We start from the raw sequence: 21,199 nt of genomic DNA on the forward strand, positions 1-21,199 counted from the left end.
CCACCAGGGAAGCAACCACATGCAAATGAACGACAGCCAGCGGATCGAAGCTCCAAAGCATAAGGTTTGGGAGGCATTGAATGATCCGGAAGTCCTGAAGGCCTCTATTCCGGGATGTGAAGACCTGATCAAGCATTCCGATACTGAACTGGAGGCGAAGGTACGTCTCAAGGTGGGCCCGGTAAAAGCTACTTTCGGCGGCAAGGTGACGCTCAACGATCTCGATCCGCCGAACGGTTACACCATTGAAGGCGAAGGTTCCGGCGGGGTAGCCGGGTTTGCCAGAGGTGCCGCCAAGGTTCATCTGGAAGAAGACGGTCCTGACGCGACGATCCTTCACTACGAGGTTGATGCGAAGGTTGGCGGCAAGCTGGCGCAGCTTGGTGCCAGACTGATCGATTCAACCGCCAAACGGCTTGCCGGTGAGTTTTTTACCGCCTTCGGAGAACAGGTCGCCCCGGGAAAACCGGCTGCGACGAACGAGGTGGAAGCCGATACCGCGCCAGCAGACGCTGCTCCTTCAGATAGCGAAGAGAAGAAGGGATGGATCAAAGGCCTTTTCACCGGCAAGAAAAAGCAGGACGTAGCTGGTGACGAGGGTAAGGTCGACGAACCTGCGGAGTAAATCCCGACTGCAAGAGCCGCTTGCCTGGCTCTTGCAGATGTTCAAACCGGAGGAATTGTTATGGCACATACCGAAGTTCAAGCCATGAGTGGCATTCGCGAAATGATGCGCGACCCATCGCTGGTTCTGGCGCTCGTCACCGGTTCGGCCTTGACCGGATTTTTGCTGGTGGCGCACGCCTGTTGTCTGGGCATCACCGAACAGCATTTCCTGCCGTTGGTTCAAATCTGTTCTTTCGCCGGCTGAGACTGTTTTTCGATAGATCAGCAAAGCCTGCTTAAGGTCTGGGCATGGTGCATTCTTCACCATGCTGCCCATATTCTGCTCAGATTACCAATTGTTGTTGTTTGGTTTCGACGAGCTCAATGCAGATTCTCTTTCTTAAATTATTGAAACAATGTACGAATTTTCCACCTTCGCCTTTCTGGCATTCCCCTTGCTTTGGTCATGATGTGCAGCGCGCCTAGGGATCCGGTCGCAAGACGACGCAGGACCGAGAGGTGCAAGCCGGTTGAGAGGCACATGCCGATATAGACCGGTGACACGGCGGGACAAAAACCCGGGAGACAACTGCACGAGGTTTCGCGCGCGCGAACCTGCTCCCGGCCGTGCGCAAAAACCTCATGACGTAAGTCCGGTTCTGATGACCGGGCCCAAGACAGGAGACGCGCACAGATGTTGAAATCGATTGCCAAAGCTTCCCTCCTCGCCGCAGCGCTGACGCTGCCTCTTTCCCTCACTTCGGCCAGGGCCGAGGAAAAGACGGATTTCAAGGTCTGCTGGTCCATCTATGTCGGCTGGATGCCCTGGGGTTATCTGCAGGACAGTGGCCTCATGAAGAAATGGGCCGACAAATACGACATCTCCGTCGAGATCGTTCAGATCAACGACTACGTGGAGTCCATCAATCAATACACCGCGGGGGAATATGACGGCTGCTCCATGACCAATATGGACGCCCTTTCGATCCCGGCTGGCGGCGGTGTCGACACGACTGCGCTTATCGTTGGCGACTACTCCAACGGCAACGATGGCATCATCCTGAAGGACAAGACCGAGCTTGCCGATATCAAGGGACAAAGCGTCAATCTGGTGGAGCTTTCCGTCTCCCACTACCTGCTCGCACGGGCACTCGACACGGTTGGTCTCAGTGAACAGGATCTGACGGTCGTCAACACATCCGATGCAGACATGATCGCAGCCTATCAGACGCCGGATGTCACGGCAGTGGTCACCTGGAACCCGCTCCTGTCTGAAATCGAAGCGGAAGAAAATGCCACCAAAGTGTTCGACAGTTCCGGCATTCCAGGCGAAATCATCGATATCATGATGGTCAATACCGAGACGCTTGCGGACAATCCCGCCTTCGGCAAGGCTCTTGTAGGCGCCTGGTACGAACTGATGGGGATCATGTCGTCAGACAGTGACGAAGGCGTCGCGGCACGCACCGCCATGGCCGAAGCCTCCGGCACGGACCTTGCCGGCTACGACGCGCAGCTCGCGACGACCAAGATGTTCTACACGCCCGCAGAAGCGGTCGCGTTCACCAAGTCAGCTGAACTTCCCGAGACGATGAAATTCGTTGCCGAGTTCCTTTTCGACAAGGGCATTCTGGGTGAAGGGGCACCCAGCCCTGAATTCGTCGGCGTCTCTTTCCCGGATGGATCGATCTATGGCGATACCGGAAACGTGAAACTGAAATTCGACCCGAGTTTCATGGCAATGGCCGCGGAAGGCACGCTCTAAGCTTCCTTTGCTGATCCGGTGTTCCGGCGCCTCGGCGCCGGAGCCGCAGCCATAGACTGATCGGATCATTTCATGCGCATCATCAACCGGAAACCCTCCCGGGTCACCGCCCTGGCGCTTGGGCTCCTGCCTTTCGTGCTGACATTGGTCGCCTACGCGGTTGCCAGCCATTATCGCCGGCTCGACAATCCGGCGGACAAGCTTCTCCCCTCCATCACCAGCATGGGAGAGGCCTTCTGGCGCATGGCGGCAGTGCCGGACCGGAGGTCGGGAGACCTTTTGCTCTGGCTGGATACTTTCGACAGTCTCTGGCGTCTCGGGACGGGGATGGCAGTGTCGACCCTTCTGGCGATCTCCCTTGGCATTGCCATCGGCTTCATTCCCCATATCCGCAGCGGACTGGCGCCTTATCTCGCGACATTCTCGCTGATCCCGCCGATCACCATCCTGCCGATCCTGTTCATCACCTTCGGTCTTGGCGAACTCGCAAAAGTCGCCCTGATCGTGATCGGAACGGCACCAGTGATGATCCGTTCCACGGCCCAGGCGGTTCTGGACATTCCGCGGGAGATGATCATCAAGGCGGAAACACTTGGGGCCAGCGTCTGGCAAATGGTTACGCGGCTCGTGTTGCCGCAGGTGCTTCCGCACCTGATCACCAGCCTGCGGCTTTCTCTCGTGCCTGCCTGGATCTTCCTGATTTCAGCCGAGGCCATCGCCTCCACGTCAGGGCTTGGCTACCGCATCTTCCTGGTGCGCCGTTACCTCGCGATGGATGTGATCCTGCCTTACGTCGTCTGGATAACGCTGCTGGCCTTCCTGCTCGACAGAGCCCTGCTCCTCCTGTCGCGCCGCGCTTTTCGATGGCATCATCTGGGAGGGGACGCGCTATGAACACTGCGTCCAAAGTCTCGGTCCAGAGCCTGGCAAAGTTATACGACGGCGTTCCTGTTCTCGAACGGGTCAACCTGGAAGTCCAGACCGGGTCTTTTTGCACGATCGTTGGAGCATCCGGCTGCGGAAAATCGACATTCCTGCGGATGCTGCTTTCCCAGGAACATCCAACCCGTGGACAGATCCTCCTGGATGGCGCTCCCTTGCCACTTGAGCCGACACCCGAGCGCGGGATCGTCTTCCAGAAATACTCGGTGTTTTCGCATCTGACCGTGGCTGAAAACCTCATCCTTGCGCAAGAGTTTGAAACGTCGCGCTGGACCGGGCGGCTTTTTGGCACTTCCCGCAAGGCGGCTTTTGAATCGTCCGACGACCTGCTTGACAGGATCGGGCTGCGACCGGCGGCAAACAAGTATCCGGCGCAACTGTCCGGTGGCATGCAGCAACGTCTCGCGATCGCCCAGGCCTTGATCAAGAAGCCAAGCATACTGCTGCTCGACGAGCCTTTCGGCGCGCTAGACCCGGGCATACGCGTCGACATGCATGAATTGCTTTTGGGGCTCTGGAAAGAGTTGTCCATGACGGTGTTCATGGTGACGCACGATATTCACGAGGCCTTCAAGCTCGGCACGCGTCTGCTGGTGTTCGACAAGATCCGCCACGACCCGCAGGCGCCACAGGCCTACGGCGCGACCATCACCTACGATCTGCCGCTCAAATCGCCAACAGGAGCATCGTTGCGGTCTCCGGAGGCCATCGCAGTTGCAATTGGCGCTCCACAAACAAACAAGCCCACTCCGTCTTTCCAAAGCATCCATACCCCAAACAATCAGGAATGAGGACCATCCCATGAGTTTCAATCGAGCCTCAGGCCCCAGGACGCACCACCTTGCCGCAGGTCAATTCACCCGAGACCCCAACCGAAGACAGCATCATCCTGACTTCGACAAACTGCAATTGCGAGGTTGGAAGGCCGCTGAAAAGGAAGGTGCCCTGCCCTCTGCCGCGTGGGAAAAGGAAAAAGCCTGGGCACTGCGAATGGGACTAACGGGATCGGATAGTCTCACCGACAAATCGATCCCGACCTTTGCCCGTGGAGAACTGCCCCACTATGCGGGGATCAACACCTTCCTGAAGGCGCCCTATATCGAGGATGTGACAAAGGTCGGGGCTTATGATGCCGCCGTCATCGGCATCCCCTTCGATGGGGGCACCACTTACAGACCCGGCACACGGTTCGGGCCGCAAGGAGTTCGGAAGATTTCCGCGCTCTACACGCCCTACAACTACGAGATGGGTGTCGATCTTCGGGAGCAGATGACGCTTTGCGATGTCGGTGACATCTTCACCATTCCTGCCAATATCGAAAAGACATTTGACCAGATAACGCGGGCGGTTTCACACGTCGCATCCTCCGGAGCCTTGCCGATCATGATCGGCGGCGATCATTCAATCGGATTTCCTTGCGTACGCGGGATTGCCCAGTGCACGTCCAAGCGCATTGGTATCGTGCATTTCGATCGGCATATCGACATTCAGGAAAAGGACCTGGATGAGCGGATGCATACGACGCCCTGGTTCCACGCGACAGATCTCGTCAATGTACCGGCCGTCAATCTGGTTCAGATCGGAATTGGTGGCTGGCAGGTGCCGCGCGAAGGTGTGGAAGTTGCGCGGGAGCGGAACACCAACATCTTCACCATGCGCGATGTCGAGGAACTGGGATTAGCGGAAACGGCCGCACGGGCGCTGGAACTGGCATGGAAGGACGCAGATGCAGTCTATATCTCGTTCGATATCGACAGTGTCGACTGCGGGTTCGTGCCCGGTACCGGCTGGCCGGAGCCAGGTGGCTTTCTGCCGAGAGAGGCACTTGAGCTGGTGTCGCTGGTCGCGAAGGAAGGCATCTGCGGTCTGGAGGTCGTAGAAGTTTCACCACCTTACGACTGCTCCGACATCACGGCCCTTCTGGCAACTCGGGTAATTGTAGATGTTCTCGGGACCCTGGTTTCACATGGAAAAATGGGTTCGCATAAATCCATCATCGACAAGCCGGTGACCATTCCGGCCGGTCCGAGCGTGGAGTAAGGCGATGGCGCGACATCATCACGGCCACGATCACCATGTTCACCACGATCATGAACATGGTCATCACCACCAGCACCACCACCACCACCACACACATGACCACCATCACAGAGGGCTCGCCGGACATAATCACGTGGGCCCGGACCATCTGCATTCTCATGTTCATGGGGCTTCGCATGCGGACCGGGCCGAAGAACTGCAGGCACTTGCGGTGAGCTTCATCGACGGCTTTCGGGCTGCCGACGACAAGACCAGTTACCTGCGTCTTGCCGGCGTCCCGTTTCACCGCCCCGGTGCCGATGGTCTCATACAGCACCTTGTCGACGCAAAGATCGTCAGCAATTGGCAGGTCGGTACAGCCTCGCCGGCCTTTGCTTCCCGAGAACTCGTCTACATGAGTTTTCCAGGTTCAATGGTCCAAGCCCGGGAAACCATGACCTTCACCTTTGTATCCTTGTCGCAACGATCAGACATTGACCTCATCGACATCCTCACCACTCGTCTGGCCCATGGAGATATCGCAGAATGAAACAGCTTTTGATGACGTCAATTCTTGCCTTGGCATCCACCCCCGCACTTGCACACCCTGGTGCGCACGATCACCAGGCCGGTTGGCAAGGCGCAGGTGAGCATCTGCTTGGCTCGCCATTTCACCAGCTGCTGCTTGTCGTGGCTGTCAGCGGGTTGGTTCTGGCCGTCTCCCTGGTCCGGAAATCGAAAAAGACCACGAGGAAACAGCCTGTAGAACGCAGGTCCTGAGGGTTTCTCTCGTTAAAGCGGGGCCTTGATACCAACCGAGGTATCAGAGCCCCGCAAGAGTGCTTTTGGAATGATCCGAGAAGAACAGGGTCGTTATGTCGTCGATCGCCATCGGACCGCCGAACAGGTAGCCTTGGCCGATGGTGCAGCCGATATCGACCAGTACATCGCGTTGCTCGACTGTCTCGATGCCTTCGATCAAGACCTGAGAGCCCATGGTTTCGGCAATACCAAGGACCATCTTGAGAATATCGCGAATTTTCTTGTCCTTGACCGCCTTGGTGGCAAACGACCTGTCGATCTTGATTTCGTCCCAATCAAAGTCCGTCAGGTAAGACAGGGCGGAATAACCGACGCCAAAGTCATCCAGCGAAATGCCGATACCCAATGATCGCAACTCAACGAGTGTCGTCTGAATGCGGCGCAGATCGCTCATCAAGGTTGTTTCGGTCACTTCCAGTTTCAGTCTGGAGGCTGGCAGACCGGTCCGACCGAGGCATTCGTCGAGCATTGCGACGACGTCGTCGCTCAGAATTTGCGCTACAGAAAGGTTGACCGACAGGCTCAGGTCCGATGGCAACAACTGTACTTCCGAACACGATGTCTCCAGGATCTTCCATCCCAGCGATACGATATCGCCATTGCGTTCAGCGATCGGGATGAATTCCGAGGGTGAAATCCAGCCCAGTTCGGAATGGTACCAGCGTGCCAAGGCTTCCACGCCGAAGATACGTCCGGTCATGAGATTGAACTGTGGCTGGAAGTGCGGAAGGCATTCGTTCGCCTCTATGGCGCGGGCAAGTGCGTTTTCGACGATTGTACGCCGTTCCATTTCCGCGCGCATGGCCGGTTGGTAGGTCACGACGCGGCGGCGGCTGTGGCTGACGGCATTACCAACTGCGAGATCCGCATTGCGAATGATGTCGGTGGCATCTCGCTCGACGGCGGTTGAATCCGCATAGCCGATAGCTGGTGAAATCAGGAAGGATCCGAGTGCCGTTGGGACCGGGCGCAGGAAGATGTCGTGGATCCGGTTTGCGACGACAGAAGCAGTCAGCCCAACCTCTTCATCACTTACAGTCATGAGGAGAAATCCCTTGCCTCCTGAGCGGGCAAGGCAACTTACACCTTCCATCCGGTCTACCGCGTGACGCAACAGGTCCGCAGTCGATGCCAGGATAGCTTCCTCCGTTACAAGGCTGAACTTGTTGATAGCCGGCAGTCTGGACTCCAGATCGATGTTGAGAATGCTCAAGGTCTGATCAGGAGCAAGTGTATCGTGCGTAGAGCGCACGATCTCTGCAAAGACACGGGAATTTACCAGGCCTGTAACACTGTCGTGGTCCAGCCGGTGCTCCAGGAGCCTGGTTTGCTCGCGAGTTGCCTCTGCCTGTCCTTGCAGCACCTGGCTGCGCTTGTTGGAGAACCAGATCCATCCAAGGCTGACCAGAAGGAAAACAACAACGAGCGCGTCTTGTACAATCTGGTGGAAATGAAAGCTCTTTCTCGCCGCCGACATTTGCTTGGCAGCTTCCTGGGTCACCATCTGATTGATTTGTTGAAGGGAACTTCCTATCCCCTGCAAGATGATCAGTGCATTGCTCACGGAGGTCTGGTCATCGAGCGTATCCAGGAACGGTTTCACCCGGTTGCTCGTACGAACGATGTGGACCAGTTTGTCCTGGATGTAGTCTGACGGCCCCACAATTTCGCTATAGGCGTCGCTGGGCCACGTTTCGAAAGCGTTCAGCAGTGCTTCGTAGGTTTTTCCGGCCTCTGCAGCATCTTCCGGGCTTTTCAAGGCACTGTACCGTGCAATCAGTTTTTCCAGGGCCGTAGTGTTAAAGCGCAGCGTGTCGTTGAGGACCGAACGTTCCAACTGATCCTTGTGAAGGTAGTCGGCTTGCGCGCTATAGAGCGAGTAGGCGTTTACACCGAGCAAAAGCGTAAGGGAGGCGCAAAGCGCCGGAAATCCTATTCGCAACAGTTTATCAAAAATCATTGGCTCAACCGCCCTGATGACAGATTACACCGCCCCAATTGGAGCTTATCGATAGTCCTCTCCGGCCCAATGTCTCTGTCACAGACGAACCGGTGCCCCCCGGCTTGTCATTTCCGGTGTCAGCGGCAGGCCATCTACCTGCTGCGCTGGACCAGCGGTGGATTACGCCCGATTGTTAGCGCCGCAAACTTTCACGAAACTTGCGAGTAAAAAACGGTTGTAGACCCCGATCGCGGAAAGATCTTTCTGCCCTTCAATCCACGATGTAGGAATTTAGACCCGACAACGGTTAAGACCGTCTAAATGTCAAAAGACGCAACGTAAGTTATGCTTGGTTTTGCGGTGGATAACGGGGATGGGCACAAGATTGCTGTCATGTTGCCATTGTTTACCCAAGGTTGTCTTGACGCGCTCATTCCAACACGAAATCCTGCAGCTGGATCATGAAATCGTGTTGGGAGCGGGTGCAAATGCCGATCTTAAGGACACTCCGAGATGGGCTTACGCCAACCGGGCTCATAGTAGCGGCCAGTTTCTTCGGTGCCGCACTGACGCCGTCGATGATGCCGAGGGAACCAATTGTACAAGCGACCCTCGCCGCCGTGGCAGCGACGTTTGGCTATGAGGTGACCCTTCTGGCAAGGAGTGTCTGGCGTTATCTGGAGTTGCCGGAGCCCAAGGGACGTTTGTGGACACTCTGGCTCCTTGCCGCTTGCGGTATCAGTCTTGCGATCATGGTCTACAGTCTGTCGAAAGCTGCCAGTTGGCAGAACGCGACCCGTGAAGCTGTTGGTTTGCCGCCGCTCGAGAGCGCAGCGCCGTTCTTCATCGTCACTGTTGGCGTGTTGGTCGCACTTTGCTTGTGGCTGGTTTTCCGGGTCGCAGGTGCCTTGCGTAGAGCCGTCGCTGTTGTTCTGGACAAGATGCTTCCAAGGCGCGTCGGCGTGGTCCTGTCCATCGTTCTTGTTGGCTGGTTCCTGTGGGCACTTGTCGATGGAGCCCTTGTACGTAATGCTTTTCGTATGGCCGATACGTCTTTTCTGGCTGCAGACCTGTTTCTTGAACCTGATATCGAAAAACCTGCGGATTCGGAAAAAACCGGCAGTACCCGGTCGCTGGTCAAATGGGAGGAGATGGGGCGTTGGGGTCGTCACTATGTCGCGACCGCTCCGACTGCAGCAGAGATTTCCGAATTCTGGCCGGATAATGCCGTTGATCCTATCAGGGTCTATGTTGGACGACGGTCTGGCGACACCGCAGAAGAACGCGCCCAACTTGCTTTGCAGGAACTAATCCGCGTCGGGGGTTTCGACCGATCGGTTCTTGTGGTTGTGGTACCACCCGGCACCGGTTGGATGGACCCGGGAGCTCACGACACAATCGATTTCATGCTTGGCGGTGATGTGGCGACAGTGGCTGTCCAATATTCCTACCTAACCAGTTTTCTGGCGCTGCTTGCCCATCCGGACTACGGGGTAGATCAGGCTCGAGCCCTTTTCAACGCGGTCTATGCCCACTGGACGCAGCTGCCCAAAGACAGTCGGCCGGAGCTTTATGTTCACGGGCTCAGCCAGGGGGCCTTCAACTCTCAGGCGACGCTTCCCCTGTTCGACATGCTGGGTGACCCGATCCAGGGCGCCTTCTGGGCTGGGTCTCCTTTCTTCTCGCGCTATTGGTCGGAGGTCCGGGACCGGCGGAAGGCTGACAGTCCGGCATGGCGTCCGAACTACGGAAACGGCTCGCTTGTCCGGGTGATGGATCAATATGGCGGACTGGAGGGAAACTACGCACCCTGGGGCCCAATTCGTGCGGTGTTTCTGAATTATGGCAGCGACCCTATCGTGAACTTCACGTTCGATACGGGCTTCAGGCCGCCAGCCTGGATGGCCTCACCGCGTGCGCCGGATGTTTCAGAAAAACTGTCCTGGTTTCCCGTGGTGACAATGCTTCAGATTGCGCTGGATTCCATGTTTGCGCTGGATGTTCCCAGATACGGGCACTACTACATTGCGCCTGATTACATCGACGGATGGGCTGCAGTTGTCGATCCGGACGGCTGGTCACCAGAAAGAGCGGAGGCGCTGAAAAAGATATTCGAGCGCCGTGATCCTGCGATCTAACGCCCGGAACCAATTGGTTCGACTATCGATTTTCCAGGAGGCTGGCCAGGCCACGCTTGAAGGTTTCTCCGGCTGGTTCTGCTGCTTTCACGATGTCCGCGACCTTGAAGAATTCCATGGTCTTGAAACGGCCGACTGGCGGTTCAATCAACAAATCAGGTTGATTGCAGGCCAATTTGGCGGCGACCAACGAGTGAAGGGTGATCGAGAACGAGCCGATCCAGGTTTCCAGGCCGGTTGGAAGCCCGCTTTTTCGCTCTTCGAAATTGCTGCCAGTAACATCGACAGCGACTGTCGGAATGCCGTCGTCCTGAAAGACATCAAACGGTGTCGGGTTGACGAAGCCCCCGTCTATCAAAACCTGGCCGTCTATCCTGACAGGCGTCAAAAGCATGGGGAGAGCGGACGAGGCTGCAATTGCAGACAGCAAGGGCCCCTCCTCCAGAACCACCTGCGACTGGGTGTAAAAATCCGTCGCAACGATCTTCATTGGCAGTTTCAAATCCGAGAACTGCTCGGCCAGGTCTTCAGGAAACACCGTTTCGAAAAGAACGATGGGATCGATAATCGCCGGACGGACGACATTGAAGAGCGACGACCAGGTTCGGCCATCCTTCAGAAACAGCTTTTGAAGCAATTGCGTTTTCTGGGTGAAGAGATCAACTACAAACTGCCGGATCTCTCGACCGCTCATACCGCTGGCGTAAAAAGCACCCAGGATCGACCCCATTGATGTCCCGGCAATTTCGACGGGTTTGACACCCAGGTCATCCATCGCTTCCAGAATGGGAATGTGAGCGAATGCCTTTGCGGCTCCGCCACCAAGAGCCAGACGGAACCCCTGGGCAGAGCTGCGGCTGTCTTTCGTCATTTCTGCCTCTGGGGCGCTGCTGGCAGAGGCCAAGCGAGCCATGCTGCCAGATCCAGCAGCGGCCGCGGCGAGCATCAGTTCTCGTCTGCGGATCATTCGTCAAAGGTCCGTATCGTGTGGATTGCGGCGATCCATCCTGGATGGAAACGAAATTATAGTTTCGTTTGTAGAGGTGTCGATGTTGCGATTCAACGTTGCGGCGATTTCTGCGCAAGTCTTCAATCAGAACGATCGCGATCGGAAGCAGGTGCTTTACGCATAACATTCAGACAATCGGTCACCGGATATGAAAACGGCCCGGAACCGCTGGCTCCGGGCCGTCCTGGATAGGTGATAACCGCGATTATTGCGGCAGTTTGTCGTCGATACCCTGCACGTACCAGTTCATGCCGAGAATGGCTCCATCGTCGAGGGCGACGCCATCTTCAGCGGCAACCGAGCCGTCTTGCTTGGTGATCGGGCCGGTGAACGGCTCCCAACCGCCAGCGATCTTGGCTTCGGTTTCCTTGGCCATTGCAACGACATCATCCGGGAGATTGGTGTAAGGCGCCATCACGACGTGACCTTCGGCAAGGCCTGCCCAGGTGCTCTTGGGCTCCCAGGTGCCATCCATGACTTCCTGGATGCGCTCGATGTAGTACGGACCCCAATCGTCGATGATTGCCGTGTACTGGGCTTCCGGTGCGAACTGGATCATGTCGGATGCCTGACCGAAGCCATGCGCGCCACGTTCCTGTGCCACCTGAAGCGGTGCGGTGGAATCGGTGTGCTGCGTAATGACATCGGCACCCTGATCGATCAGCGCCTTTGCAGCGTCGGCTTCCTTGCCCGGATCGAACCAGGAATTGACCCAGACGACCTTCAGCTTGAAGTCCGGGTTGACGGACTGAGCACCGAGCAGAAATGCATTGATGCCGGACACCACTTCCGGGATCGGGAACGAGGCGATGTAACCTGCGACACCGGATTCGGACTGTTTGGCGGCAATCTGGCCGATAATGTAACGGCCCTGGTGGAATTTGGAGTTATAGGTCGCGACGTTGTCTGCAGTCTTGTAGCCGGTCGCGTGTTCGAACTTCACATCCGGAAACTTCTTGGCGACCTTGATCGTCGGGTTCATGTAGCCAAAGGACGTGGTGAAGATGACATTGCAGCCTTCGCGGGCGAAACGCTCGATCGCGCGCTCTGCATCCGGACCTTCCGGCACACTTTCAAGATATGCGGTTTCCAGCTTGTCGCCGAAATGCTTTTCCGCATCGAGACGGCCCTGGTCGTGTTGATAGGACCAACCGAAGTCGCCAACTGGTCCAACGTAGATAAAGCAGGCTTTGACGTCTGCAGCGTTTGCGGCAGAGCCGGCAGCTGCGAAGGCAACGGCGGCAACGGTTGCTTTCAAAAGAGATTTCATCTGGTTCTTTCCCCTCTGTTTCGATCTCTCTGTTGCGATCTTGTTTAAGGCCAAGCCCCCGATCGCACCGGGGCCGGGCCGACCGGTGGCTGGGAGGCTTACCGGTCTGGAACGAATGGCTTGCCGAGACAGGCTGGCGTGTTGACGAGCGTCAGTCTGCGGTTTGCCGAAATGAGCACAAGCACCAAAATAGTCGCAAGGTACGGCAAGCTGGACAGCAGTTGGGACGGAATGTCCAGCTCAACTGCCTGGGCGTGGAGGTTCAGCACACTGACTGCACCAAACAGATAGGCGCCAACAACCACGCGCAGCGGCAGCCAGGATGAGAACACGACCAATGCCAGCGCAATCCAGCCTCGGCCTGCAGTCATGTTTTCAACCCACTGAGGCGTATAGGCAAGCGACATGTAGGCACCCGCAAGACCTGCACAGGCGCCGCCAAAAAGAACCGCTGCGAACCTGATGCGAATAACGGAATAACCAAGAGCGTGAGCCGACACGTGGTTGTCACCAACAGACCGAAGCACGAGGCCAAGCCGGGTCCGGAACAGGAAATAGGCAACTGCGATGACCAATGCGAAACTCACATAAACGAGCGCGTCCTGCTGGAAGAAGACAGGCCCGAAAAACGGAATGTCGGACAGTACAGGAATGTAGAGATCCGGCAGTTTAAGACCTGGAATGCCGATGAAGGCCTCCCCGATCAGGCCCGAGAAGCCGACGCCGAGGATGGTTAGGGCAAGACCGGTTGCCACCTGATTGGTTACCAGGACGAGCACCAGGAAGCCAAAAAGTGCCGACATGGCCATGCCGGCGGCAATTGCCGCAAAGACGCCGAGCGTCCCGGATCCGGTCTGATTGGCGACGGCGAATCCGACCACGGCCCCCATGATCATCATGCCCTCGACACCAAGGTTCAAAACACCGGAGCGTTCGACGACGAGTTCGCCGATCGCAGCAATCAACAGCGGTGTTGCCGCGGTGATAACAGTCAGGAGAACGGCTTCAAACATGGGAGACCTCCCCTGCCGAACCACGCCGGCCGACAAATCTGATGCGATAGAGGATGAGTGTGTCGCAGGCGAGTACGAAGAACAGCAGAAGGCCCTGAATGACACTGGCAATCTTGTTGGAGACACCCATCGCCGATTGCACCGCTTCGCCGCCGATATAGGACAATGCCAACACGAAACCCGCGACGATGATACCGAAGGGATTCAGCCTTCCCAGAAAGGCGACGATGATGGCTGTAAATCCATAACCGGGAGAGATGGTCGGGAGGAGCTGGTTGAGTGCGCCGGACACTTCCATCGTACCGGCAAGGCCTGCTAGACCACCGGCAATTGCGAAGGAAAACAGCGTCAGTTTCTTTGCAGAAAAACCGGCAAAGCTGCCTGCGCGAGGACTTTCGCCCATCACCCTGATCTCGAAACCCTTAATGGTCTTGCCGAGGACCACCGCAAGCACGACTGCGACGATCAACGTGATCGGGGCCGCATAGCTGAGTGACGTGCCAGGGACGGTGGACAACGTGGCGGCGTCGGAGAAGAGCGCCGATTCCGGGAAGTTGTAACCGCCGGGATCCCGCCACGGTCCGCGAACCAGGTAGTCCAGCAAGAGACTGGCGACATAGACAAGCATGAGGCTGGTCAGGATTTCGTTGGTATTGAACCTGGTTTTCAACAGCGCCGGGATCAGGGCCCAGAGTGCCCCTCCAATAGCGCCGAAAGCCATCATCAATGGAAGCGTGGCAGCACTTTCGAAGTCCGGCATCAGAATGGGCAGAGCAGAGCCGAACAGCGCGCCGACGACGAACTGGCCTTCAGCACCGATGTTCCAGTTGTTCGACAGGTAGCAAACCGACAAGCCGCAGGCGATCAGGATGAGCGGTGTTGCCTTGGCGATTGTCGCGTTGAGAGACCATTCTTGCGTCAGTGGTTCAATGAAAAACTTATATAATCCGAACAATGGGTTATGTCCGGATATTGAGAAAATGAGTCCGGCTGCGATTGCGGTCAGACCAACAGCGATCAACGGCGACAGCAGTGCCATCTTTCGGCTGTGCTCTTTTCTTTTCACGAGTTCGACGCGCATCAGGCAACCTCCCCTTGCGCTTCCGCGCCGCCTGCCATGAGCAGGCCGACTCGCTCGCGGTTCATGTCTGAAGTCGGCTCGGCCGCAGACAGATAACCTCTGGAAATAACCGCAATCCGGTCGGCGATTTCGAAGATTTCATCCAGGTCCTGGCTGATCACCAGCACCGCCGATCCGGAGCGGGCAAGGTCGATGAGTGCCTGCCGGATAAGAGCGGCGGCACCGGCATCGACACCCCAGGTTGGCTGGTTCACGATCAGCACACCAGGTTTGCGGTCCAGCTCGCGGCCGACTACAAATTTCTGAAGATTGCCCCCTGAAAGGGAACGCGCTTCCGGATCGTCATGGGACATGCGCACGTCGAAGGACTTCTTGATGCGCTGTTCCATCTTGCCTGCATTGGCATTTGAGACAAAGAAACCACTGACCAGCTTGTCGCCGGTTCTGTGGCGCGTCAGCACGATGTTCTGCGATAGTTTCATGCCAGGTACGGCGCCGTGGCCGAGACGTTCTTCTGGCACGAAAGCCGCGTTCTGCCTGCGTCGCCAGGTAATGTTCCTGTTGCCGCAAGGCTTGCCGTCCAGAACGACCATGTCGGCTGACACAGGCATTTCGCCGGAGATCGCGTCGAAGAGCTCACCCTGGCCGTTGCCTGCAACGCCGGCGATCGCAACCACCTCACCGGCCCTGAGATCCAGCGAGACCTTGTTCAGCGCTGTTGCGAATGGCGTTGCGGCTTTTGCGGACAGGTTCTTCAGGGCAAGCCGGGTTTCGCCGATCTGCGGCTTTTGAGAGCTGGCGCTGACAGAGGCAACGTCGGCTCCCACCATCATGCTGGCCAGAGATGCCGGTGTTTCCTTGGTCGGGTCACATTCGCGAACCACCTGGCCATGCCGGAGGATCGTCGCGTGGTGACAGATGCGTTTGACCTCTTCCAGCCGATGGCTGATGTATAGAACGGCACAGCCTTCCTTGGCCAGGCGCTCCAGCGTCAGGAAGAGAAGATCCGCCTCCTGAGGCGTAAGCACCGATGTCGGTTCGTCCATGATGATCAGCTGCGGTTCCTGAAGCAGGCATCGGACAATCTCGATACGCTGGCGGATGCCGACCGGCAAGTCTGCAACAATGTCGTCCGGATTCAGGGGCAAGCCATAATCGCGCGACACGGATTGGATCCGATTGGCAAGCTCAGACATTCGCCCCGGATTTGGCAATGCCAACGCGATATTTTCTGCAACCGTCAAGGCTTCGAACAGCGAAAAATGCTGAAACACCATCCCGATGCCGAGTTCGCGGGCAGCTGCCGGGTTGCCGATGTCGACCCGTTGGCCCTGCCAGAGAATTTCACCGCCATCCGGCTCCAGTGAGCCGTAGAACATTTTAACGAGGGTCGATTTGCCTGCGCCATTTTCGCCAAGGAGTGCGTGTATTTCACCCTTGTTTATGACGAGATCGACCCTGTCGTTCGCCAGAATGTCGCCAAATCTTTTGGTCAGGCCCCGGGCATCGAGCAAAGTATCCTTTCCGGATCTGCTTTGCCGCGCCGTGCCGCCGTCCCCTGTCATCGTTTCTGTTTCTGCCACGCCGTCCCCCAAGCGAATGCCGCCTTATTGACCAAGTGTTAGTTTTTGTGCAAGCCCCCCGCCTGCAGCGGCCTGTTGATGATTTCCAGCTTCGTCCCGAACCAGCAGATCGACAGCTATTCCTGCAGCGATTGCAGCCGGTTGTTTTGATTTGACTGAAGTCACCCCAACGGGACAGACCATGTTTGCCGTCAAAGTGTCATTCAGCCCCCGGGCCTTCAGTCGTTTCAGGAAGCGCGCCCGCTTGGTTTTGGAGCCGATCACACCACAATAGGCAAAGCGTTGTTGAAGCAAGGCACGTGCCATGATGTCTTCATCCAGGGCGTGCGAGTGGGTCATCGCCAGGACAAAGGCGCCATCAGGGGCTTGTTCAAGGCAGGCAGCTGGATCAGGGTTTGAAACTTTCCGGACATTTCCCGGAACCGCAGCCGGAAACTGGTCCGCCCTGCTGTCGATCCATGTCACGCTGAATGGCAGAGGTGCGAGCGCCAGGACAACCGCTTTTCCTACATGCCCTGCACCAAAAAGATAAAGTTCGCGCCGCTTGCTGCCAAATTGCTCGATCAGCAATTGCTTGCCCGTTTTTTGGTCAAGTTGAAGGAGGAAGCGGTTCGTTGAAACGTCCGGAAGCAGATCGCGTGTCTGCACCACACCATTCACAACGCTGGCCTCGGTGGAAAACTGCGTTCCATCGTTCTCACGAAGCGAGAGTGTCTGAGCCATTTCAAGCGATGACGTTGTCAGCACCTCGACGGCGATTTGGGTACGTCCGCCGCAGCACTGACCGAGGTCCGGGCCAAGCGAGACATTGTGGAGCTCGAGGCTGGCCACGCCATCCCGGATAGCTTTGTGGGCACGGCGGATGGCTTCGAACTCAAGCGTGCCGCCACCAATCGTGCCATAAAATCCACCACCAGCCGTTACCACCATACGAGCACCGACTTCGCGTGGTGTCGAGCCATCGGCACGAGCAACGGTTACGAGTGCACAAGCGCCGTTTCGCTTCAAACAGTCGGCAATGTGCCCCCAGACCTTCATCAGGAGATCTTCCTCCGGCGCATATCCTGGACGGCTTTCATGATTGCCTCAGGTGTTGCCGGTGCGTCCAGATTGGGAACAACTCCCGGGCTGAGGCTCGCGACGGCATCATTGATCGCGCAAAACACTGCATTGGCCAACATGACAGGCGGTTCGCCAACGGCCTTGGACCGGTAAACGGTTGCCTGAGGGTTGCCGCTGCCTTCATAGAGACGGACGTTGAATTCCTCGGGAATGTCGGATGCTGTCGGGATCTTGTAGGTCGAGGGAGCGTGGGTACGAAGGCGCCCCTTTTCGTCCCAGACCAGTTCTTCGGTGGTAAGCCACCCCATCCCTTGAACAAAGCCACCTTCGATCTGCCCCAGGTCAATCGCAGGGTTCAGCGAATGGCCGACATCGTGAAGAATATCCACCCGGTCGACGGTCATCTCGCCGGTCATCGTATCGATTGTCACCTCGGCGCATGCGCCGCCAAAGGCAAAGTAATAGAAGGGGCGCCCGGTAGCGCTCTCCCTCTCCCACGTTATCCCTGGCGTTGCGTAATAGCCTGCGTGTGAAAGCTGAATACGTGCCATGTGCGCCAGCTTGGCGACTTCCGAAAGGGCAAAACTCTGGTCACCGACAACCACCTTGTTATCGCCGAAGAAGATTGCTTCCGGTCCGCATTGATGCAGTTCGCACAGGAAGGTTATCAGTCGGTTCTTGATTTCCTTCGCCGCCAGCTTGGCGGCCATGGCGTTGAGGTCTGTTCCGGAAGATGCAGCCGTTGGGCCCGTGTTGGGAACCTTTGAGGTGTTGGTGGCGGTGATGCGTACCTTGTTCAGGCTGACACCGAATTCCTCCGCAACAACCTGCGCAACTTTCTGATACAGCCCCTGGCCCATCTCGGTGCCACCATGGTTCAGGTGAATCGAACCGTCGGTATAAAGATGAACGAGCGCACCGGCCTGGTTGAGATGTTTCAGCGTGAAGGAAATGCCGAACTTAACCGGTGTCAGGGCCAGTCCCTTTTTCAGAACAGCGTTGTTTTCGTTGAAGAAGCGCACATCATCACGTCGTGCCCAATAGTCTGAACTCTCTTCCAATTGGGCGATCAGGTCATGCATGACCTGAAACTCTTCCACCGGCATGCCGAAAGGCGTCAGGTTCCGTTCTCCGTCATAGAAATTCAGTTTGCGAATTTCGAGCGGGTCCTTGTCGAGACTGATCGCGATCGCATCGATCATGCGTTCGGCAGCGAGCATGCCTTGCGGTCCACCGAACCCGCGGAATGCGGTGTTGGAGCAGGTGTCCGTGCGCAAGCGCCGGGAACGGATGAGTGCATCCGGGTAGAAGTAGCTCGAATCGGCATGAAAAAGCGTCCGGTCGTTCACGCCAAGAGACAGGTCGACCGAGTAGCCGCAACGGGCCAGGAATTCCATGTCGACAGCACGGATGCGACCTTCGCTATCGTGGCCGACCTGCCAGTTGACCTTAAAGTCGTGTCGCTTGCCGGTCATGATCATGTCGTCGTCGCGGTCGAGGCGGATCTTGCAGGTTCGGCCCGTGTGACTGGCTGCGACGGACGCCAGGGCAGCCCATTGGTTCGCCTGCGATTCCTTGCCGCCGAAACCGCCTCCCATGCGGCGAACCTCAGCCGTGACAGCGGCATCGGGCACTCCGAGCACCTTGGCAACCGTGTGCTGGATTTCGGTGGGGTGCTGGGTCGAGGAATACACCAGCATGCCGCCGTCTTCCTGTGGCTGGGCCATGGCGACCTGGCCTTCCAGGTAAAAATGCTCCTGTCCGCCGATTTTCATGCTGCCAGTGAGGATTTCCTCGGCTGCGTTCATGCCGGTTTCAGGCGAACCACGCCGGAACTGATAATCCGGAAGCACTGTCGTGTCGGCGTCGACAGCGTCTTCAGCCGTCAGGATGGGGGTGATCGGTGCAATATCGATCTTTGCCTTCAACGCCGCTTTGCGCGCCAGGTCTCTTGTTTCGCCGACGACGGCAAAGGCGACCTGCCCGTAAAACAGGATTTCATCCTCGGCGAAAACGGGATCATCGCCAAAGGCGGATGAACAGTCATTCTTTCCCGGGACATCCTTCGCGGTCAGGACGGCAACCACACCAGGTGAAGCCTGGACTTCGTCAAGGTCCATTGCCAGGATCCTGCCCCTGACAGCCTGCCTTGACCAGCCGGGCACAACGTGAAGTGTACCAACGGGTTCGACCATGTCGTCGATATAGGTCGCCGTACCGGAAACGTGTTTAGCCGCGCTGTCATGCGGCAACGCCTTGCGGACATGCTTCAGGGGTGTTGTCAGGTCGTTGGGGTCAAGCTGCGCGGTCATGGCCTGCCTCCCGCTTGGCAAGCACACGGAGTTCTTCCGGTGCGGTGCCGCTGACCTCCATGAGGGCCTTTGCGAGCAACGCCCGCGCCGTTTCCATTCGGTACTCGGCACTTGCGCGCATATCTGTCAGTGGCGTGTAATCGGACAGCAATGCCTGCATGGCAGCGCCCCAAGTGGACGGATCGTCCAGCGAAGCTCCTTTCAAGGCAGCTTCCGCACCGGTTGCCCGTTTCGGTGTTCCTGCCATGCCGCCAAAGGCTATCCGGGCATCGGTAACCACGCCTTCTCCATCCACCGTCAGGCGGAATGCTCCCATGACGGATGAGATGTCCTGATCGAAGCGCTTGGTGATCTTGTAGCAACGGAATGCCTGGTTTGCAGAAAGCCGGGGCACGAAGAGACCGGTGACGAACTCTCCCGGTCTGCGATCCTGCTTGCCGTAGTCGATGAAGAATTCTTCCAGCGGCAACGCCCTTGAGCCTTCTGCGGAATGCAGTTCCAGAGTTGTCCCCAGAGCGATCAATGCGGGTGGTGTGTCGCCGATCGGCGAGCCATTGGCGATGTTGCCACCGACTGTTCCCGAGGCGCGAACCTGCTTCGAGCCGATCCGGCGCCAGAGTTCACCCAGGTTTGATGAAATGCCGGTCATGGCTTCTTCGGTCGCGGCATAAGTAGCCGTTGCGCCGATCAGCACTCCGGACGGACTGTCTTCCACACGGTCGAGGCCCTCTATTCGGCCAAGCCAAATCATCTTGGGCAAGTCGCGCAGATGCTTCGTGATCCACAGACCGACATCTGTCGCCCCGGCAACAAGGGTCGCATTGGGGTGCTGGCCGTAAAGAGCTGCCAAACCGTCAAGCGTTGCCGGCGAGGAAAAGAAGCAGTCGCTATCTCCGATGAAGACATCGCTGCTGTCGGACAATTGTCGCAACTGTTCCCGCGTTTCATGAGCACGCCAAGAAAAAGCATCGTCTGCAGCGTCAAAACAAGAGTCCAACGCCGCGTCGATAATCGGCCTGTAGCCGGTGCACCGACAAAGGTTTCCAGCCAGCCATTCGGTGACGGTCTTGCGTGATTTTTCCGCCCCTGCGTCATGATAGAGCGTGAAAAGCGTCATGATGAAGCCGGGTGTACAGAACCCGCATTGTGAGCCATGCATCTCGACCATCGCGGCCTGAACCGGGTGGAGCCTCGTATCGTCGGAGAGGTCTTCGACAGTCACCAGTTCAGCGCCATCAATCATGCCGAGCAACTGGATGCAGCTGTTCACGGGCTGATAGACCAACTTGCCGTCGATCAATCGGCCAAGCGCGACGGTGCAGGCCCCGCAGTCACCCTCGCCGCAGCCTTCCTTCGTTCCGGTATCGCGGCGGCGGAGGCGCAAGTAATCGAGAACGGTTTCCGTTGGACCGACATTCGCAAGTTCAACGATTTCACCACCCTTGAGGAAACGGATCGTGTCACGCATAGGCCTGATTCCCCATGTTAGCCAAAAACGGACCGGAGACATCTGATGCGTAACAGTTTGAACACTCCGCATGCATTGGGAGCATTGCATCACGAGCCGCAAAATGGTGGTCATGGAGTACCCGGTGCGAAACATGCGGACGAGGTGCCTTACCCATGCGCCACAGC

The 21,199-nt window shown here is 57.3% G+C and carries 18 protein-coding genes; 9 read left to right on the forward strand and 9 right to left on the reverse strand.

The window, feature by feature from the left end:
• Window positions 1–19: 19 nt before the first annotated feature.
• From Q666_RS56590 to Q666_RS56620, 8 genes are all read left to right on the forward strand, one after another.
• Entirely contained in the window at window positions 20–625 is a 606-nt protein-coding gene (locus Q666_RS56590) for a carbon monoxide dehydrogenase subunit G (protein WP_208992300.1), read from the forward strand.
• A 60-nt stretch (window positions 626–685) separates the two neighbouring features.
• A complete protein-coding gene (locus Q666_RS56595; RefSeq protein ID WP_022998619.1) occupies window positions 686–871 on the forward strand; it encodes a hypothetical protein in 186 nt (61 codons plus the stop codon).
• Window positions 872–1,300: 429 nt separating this feature from the next.
• Window positions 1,301–2,371 carry a putative urea ABC transporter substrate-binding protein gene (locus Q666_RS56600; protein WP_022998620.1) on the forward strand — a complete coding sequence of 357 codons (1,071 nt, stop codon included), beginning with the start codon at window positions 1,301–1,303 and terminating at the stop codon, window positions 2,369–2,371.
• Window positions 2,372–2,443: 72 nt separating this feature from the next.
• Window positions 2,444–3,265 carry an ABC transporter permease subunit gene (locus Q666_RS56605; protein ID WP_022998621.1) on the forward strand — a complete coding sequence of 274 codons (822 nt, stop codon included), beginning with the start codon at window positions 2,444–2,446 and terminating at the stop codon, window positions 3,263–3,265.
• Entirely contained in the window at window positions 3,262–4,104 is an 843-nt protein-coding gene (locus Q666_RS56610) for an ATP-binding cassette domain-containing protein (protein WP_022998622.1), read from the forward strand. The genes Q666_RS56605 and Q666_RS56610 overlap by 4 nt, the downstream gene beginning before the upstream one ends.
• Before the next feature lie 10 nt (window positions 4,105–4,114).
• Window positions 4,115–5,353, forward strand: a complete 1,239-nt coding sequence (locus Q666_RS56615; RefSeq protein WP_031268488.1) for an agmatinase family protein — start codon at window positions 4,115–4,117, stop codon at window positions 5,351–5,353.
• Between the two features lie 4 nt (window positions 5,354–5,357).
• Window positions 5,358–5,882 (forward strand): hypothetical protein, encoded by a 525-nt coding sequence (locus tag Q666_RS65155; protein WP_152533425.1) that lies wholly within the window; start codon window positions 5,358–5,360, stop codon window positions 5,880–5,882.
• Window positions 5,879–6,112: a hypothetical protein gene (locus tag Q666_RS56620; protein WP_022998625.1), complete on the forward strand. Its 234-nt coding sequence runs from the start codon at window positions 5,879–5,881 to the stop codon at window positions 6,110–6,112. Before Q666_RS65155 ends, Q666_RS56620 begins: the two co-directional genes overlap by 4 nt.
• Window positions 6,113–6,155: 43 nt before the next feature.
• Here Q666_RS56620 and Q666_RS56625 read toward each other — a convergent pair whose 3' ends face one another.
• Window positions 6,156–8,114 (reverse strand): bifunctional diguanylate cyclase/phosphodiesterase, encoded by a 1,959-nt coding sequence (locus Q666_RS56625; protein ID WP_081713346.1) that lies wholly within the window; start codon window positions 8,112–8,114, stop codon window positions 6,156–6,158.
• A 470-nt stretch (window positions 8,115–8,584) separates the two neighbouring features.
• Between Q666_RS56625 and Q666_RS56630 the strand changes: the two genes are divergently transcribed.
• Window positions 8,585–10,234 (forward strand): alpha/beta-hydrolase family protein, encoded by a 1,650-nt coding sequence (locus tag Q666_RS56630; protein ID WP_031268491.1) that lies wholly within the window; start codon window positions 8,585–8,587, stop codon window positions 10,232–10,234.
• A 22-nt stretch (window positions 10,235–10,256) separates the two neighbouring features.
• Here the strand turns inward: Q666_RS56630 and Q666_RS56635 are convergent, their stop codons facing one another.
• From Q666_RS56635 to xdhA, 8 genes are all read right to left on the reverse strand, one after another.
• Complete coding sequence (locus Q666_RS56635) at window positions 10,257–11,105, reverse strand: patatin-like phospholipase family protein (protein WP_286133741.1); 849 nt, start codon at window positions 11,103–11,105, stop codon at window positions 10,257–10,259.
• 343 nt (window positions 11,106–11,448) lie between these two features.
• Entirely contained in the window at window positions 11,449–12,513 is a 1,065-nt protein-coding gene (locus Q666_RS56640) for a BMP family ABC transporter substrate-binding protein (protein ID WP_022998629.1), read from the reverse strand.
• 98 nt (window positions 12,514–12,611) lie between these two features.
• Window positions 12,612–13,526, reverse strand: coding sequence for an ABC transporter permease (locus Q666_RS56645; protein WP_022998630.1), 915 nt, complete (start codon window positions 13,524–13,526; stop codon window positions 12,612–12,614).
• Window positions 13,519–14,607: an ABC transporter permease gene (locus tag Q666_RS56650; protein ID WP_022998631.1), complete on the reverse strand. Its 1,089-nt coding sequence runs from the start codon at window positions 14,605–14,607 to the stop codon at window positions 13,519–13,521. The genes Q666_RS56645 and Q666_RS56650 overlap by 8 nt, the downstream gene beginning before the upstream one ends.
• Window positions 14,607–16,172 carry an ABC transporter ATP-binding protein gene (locus tag Q666_RS56655; RefSeq protein ID WP_031268493.1) on the reverse strand — a complete coding sequence of 522 codons (1,566 nt, stop codon included), beginning with the start codon at window positions 16,170–16,172 and terminating at the stop codon, window positions 14,607–14,609. The genes Q666_RS56650 and Q666_RS56655 overlap by 1 nt, the downstream gene beginning before the upstream one ends.
• A gap of 42 nt (window positions 16,173–16,214) precedes the next feature.
• On the reverse strand, window positions 16,215–17,228 hold the full coding sequence (gene xdhC / locus Q666_RS56660; RefSeq protein WP_022998633.1) for a xanthine dehydrogenase accessory protein XdhC: 1,014 nt from the start codon (window positions 17,226–17,228) through the stop codon (window positions 16,215–16,217).
• Window positions 17,228–19,564, reverse strand: coding sequence for a xanthine dehydrogenase molybdopterin binding subunit (gene xdhB / locus Q666_RS56665; protein WP_022998634.1), 2,337 nt, complete (start codon window positions 19,562–19,564; stop codon window positions 17,228–17,230). Before xdhB ends, xdhC begins: the two co-directional genes overlap by 1 nt.
• A complete protein-coding gene (xdhA, locus tag Q666_RS56670) occupies window positions 19,548–21,032 on the reverse strand; it encodes a xanthine dehydrogenase small subunit (RefSeq protein ID WP_022998635.1) in 1,485 nt (494 codons plus the stop codon). The genes xdhB and xdhA overlap by 17 nt, the downstream gene beginning before the upstream one ends.
• Window positions 21,033–21,199: the final 167 nt, after the last annotated feature.

Source organism: Labrenzia sp. C1B70 (genome assembly GCF_000475395.1).
GTDB classification, from domain to species: domain Bacteria; phylum Pseudomonadota; class Alphaproteobacteria; order Rhizobiales; family Stappiaceae; genus Roseibium; species Roseibium algicola.